The sequence below is a fragment of the Komagataeibacter saccharivorans genome (assembly GCF_003207825.1).
In the GTDB taxonomy this organism is placed as follows: Bacteria; Pseudomonadota; Alphaproteobacteria; order Acetobacterales; family Acetobacteraceae; genus Komagataeibacter; species Komagataeibacter saccharivorans.
Genome location: NZ_NKTY01000062.1, coordinates 1 through 2850, shown reverse-complemented (window position 1 = coordinate 2850; position 2850 = coordinate 1). Strand labels below are relative to the sequence as shown.

Genomic DNA, 2850 nt, shown 5'->3' with positions numbered 1-2850 from the left:
GCCAGAACCGGAGGACAGACCCATGACCCGCACACAGGATGATTTCGAACCTGCACACGCCACCTCTTCCACCGCCCATGTGCTGGCGGAACTCCAGCTCTACGGCCACCGTCCGTTTGAGGACGAGCCAGACGCGAGGCCGCTGCCCGACGCCAGCCAGATCGAGGGCGCGGTTGCTGACATCTTCGATGCCCTGTCAGCCACTCTGACCGACACAAGGCTGGAACCCGATCTCGAACCGCTGCTCTGGTCCACCGTCAATGTCTTTCATCGCATGGTCGGGCAGGTGGAACGCGATCTGGATCGCAACGAGGCGGCGCAGAAACGCAGCCAGCAGGAACAGGATGGCAGTGAGATCCGCTCGGTGGAACTGGAACGCCTCATTGCCGAGGGGCTGACCCTGCTGGAGCGACGCAACGCGTACGAGATCTTCCGCGACCTCGCCTGCGACCAGTTCGAACGCCTGACGATGTCGCCCTGGCGACCACGCTCCGGCTCGCTGGTCAGTCGCGGCACCCTGACGGCGTCGATGATCGACAGCCGCGATTTCCTCAATGCCCGCCGCAGGGCCGAGACCGAACTGCTCGTGCCTTCCGGGCCAAAGGTCGCGGTCACCGGCGGGCTCGATTACGAGGACCATCACCTGATCTGGAGCCGCCTCGACAAGGTGCGCGAGAAGCATCCCGACATGGTGCTGCTGCATGGTGGTTCACCGAAGGGGGCGGAATTCATCGCCTCCCGCTGGGCCGATCATCGCGAGGTCGCGCAGATCGCCTTCAGGCCGGACTGGAACCGGCACGGCAAGGCCGCCCCGTTCCGGCGCAACGACGCCCTGCTGAAAGTCCTGCCCGTCGGGGTCATGGTGTTCCCGGGATCGGGCATTCAGGACAATCTGGCCGACAAGGCCAAACAGATGGGCATCCCGGTCTGGAGGTTCCGCAGGGAGGCTGGCGCGTGAGCGCCAGCCGGATTGTCCATGACGGCGATGGTGTCAGCCCGGAAGACGGGTTGGCGCACTTTCCGTTTTCAGGCCGCCAGTTCCGTCCCGGCGCTGGCCGTCTCCGCAAGGGCATGGCGCACAATCTGTGTCCCGCCATGCAGGCCCAGTCCTCCCATGATGAAGGCCACGATGATATCGGGCCATCCCGTGCCGGTGCCAAAAACACCCAGTGCCGCCAGCAGTACCGCCAGATTGCCGATGGCGTCATTGCGCGAGCAGATCCAGACTGAGCGCATGTTCGCGTCCCCACTGCGGAAGCGGTACAGCATCAGGGCGACACCCCCATTGGCCAGCAGCGCCAGGCCGCCGATCAGGCCCATGGTTTCGGCATGTGGCAACGTACCTGACCAGGCGTGCCACAGCGTGTTGCCCAGCACCCAGAGGGCGAAGACCAGCATGGTGGCGCCCTTGAGCATTGCCGCCCGGCTGCGCCACGCCAGCGCCATGCCCGTGACGGTGAGGCTGATGGCGTAATTGGCGGTGTCTCCGAAGAAGTCGAGCGCATCCGCCTGCAGGGATGCGGAACCGGCCATGACGCCGGCGACGATCTCGGTCAGGAAAAATCCGCCATTGACGATCAGGGCGATCCAGAGCGCCCGGTGCCAGCGACGGGCATCGTGACCGGTCGAGGGAGGCGTGGAACTCGGGCAGCAGGAGTCATGACAGCAGGGCATGGCGACACTCTCGCAAAAGACGACGAGCACCCCATATCCACCCTGTAGTCATTACAGGGTCAAGAACTTCATGATGCGGACATATACGATTGGCGAACTCGGACGCCTTACGGAAACGAAGGTCGAGACAGTCCGGTATTATGAACGTGTCGGACTGCTGCCGCATCCACCCCGAAGCAGTGGCAATTACCGCGTTTACGATGACGCGCATCTGGGGCGTCTCGGCTTTATCCGTCGGGCGCGTGAACTTGGGTTTTCACTGGACCAGGTGCGGGAACTGCTGGATCTGGCCGGGCAGACAACCCGGTCCTGTGAAGAGGTGGACGAGATTGTTCAGGCGCACGTCACGGATATAGAGCGCAGGATTCATGATTTGCAGACACTCCGGCAGGAACTGACACAACTCCTTGCGCAATGCCAGCATGGGAAAGTCGCCGAATGCCGGATTATCGGGGCGCTGCAGCCTTATGCGGACAGGCCGATGGCTGGGTAACGCCGAACTCCCCCCATCCAGCGCGCCTCACTGGTGGAAATTACATCCTTTATCACCCGGCAGGCCCCGACCGGAGAGACTGACGGGATGGGTTCAGGTGTTGTCTCCGTGCGCCTGCGGGTTTGGTCCAGTGGGAATGAAAATACCCTGCTTTCGTCATCGGTGACATGGCCGGGACATCCATGGCGAAAGAGGGATCGTCCAGACGGCTTCGATGGAGCGCACATGTGCTGGGGGCGGGGCCATGCGACGCGGCGCGAACGTGCCCATAAACAGGCGCGGATGATGGGCATCATGCCGGATTGGCTGTGGAAACGACCAGCAGCTTTTGCAGAACCCTTTAGCGGGCAGAGACAATTTCGCTCCAGACAGCACGGTCCCACCTTCATGGACCGGTCATGCCGGCATCGTCTCTCCATGGGGCTGACGCGTCCGCACACCATGGCCTCTGTCGGATGGCTGATCTAGCCGAAGACCGGCTGCGCCTCGATCGGCTGGCCGCAACGGCGTGCCAAAACTTTCTTCCCCTGACGGCTGCGCCGTCATTCCTCGCGAGCCAAGAAAGTTCCGGCCCTGCCGTCCTCCGCTGCGCTGCGGCCCTGAAGGGTGCTCTGCCGCTCGCCTCCGGCTGGTCGATCGCCATCGAGGCCACGGTGGTCGCGGCCCGATAACAGCATGGAGAT

At 63.3% G+C, this 2850-nt stretch carries 3 protein-coding genes; 2 read left to right on the top strand and 1 reads right to left on the bottom strand.

Annotated features, from left to right (window positions below; all coding sequences use genetic code 11):
* The first annotated feature begins 22 nt into the window (after positions 1 to 22).
* Positions 23 to 958, top strand: coding sequence for a DUF2493 domain-containing protein (locus tag CFR79_RS15190; RefSeq protein ID WP_110548442.1), 936 nt, complete (start codon positions 23 to 25; stop codon positions 956 to 958).
* A 68-nt stretch (positions 959 to 1026) separates the two neighbouring features.
* Here CFR79_RS15190 and CFR79_RS15185 read toward each other — a convergent pair whose 3' ends face one another.
* Complete coding sequence (locus tag CFR79_RS15185; RefSeq protein WP_456305898.1) at positions 1027 to 1704, bottom strand: cation transporter; 678 nt, start codon at positions 1702 to 1704, stop codon at positions 1027 to 1029.
* Positions 1705 to 1744: 40 nt separating this feature from the next.
* Between CFR79_RS15185 and CFR79_RS15180 the strand changes: the two genes are divergently transcribed.
* Positions 1745 to 2167, top strand: coding sequence for a MerR family transcriptional regulator (locus CFR79_RS15180; RefSeq protein ID WP_110548440.1), 423 nt, complete (start codon positions 1745 to 1747; stop codon positions 2165 to 2167).
* Positions 2168 to 2850: the final 683 nt, after the last annotated feature.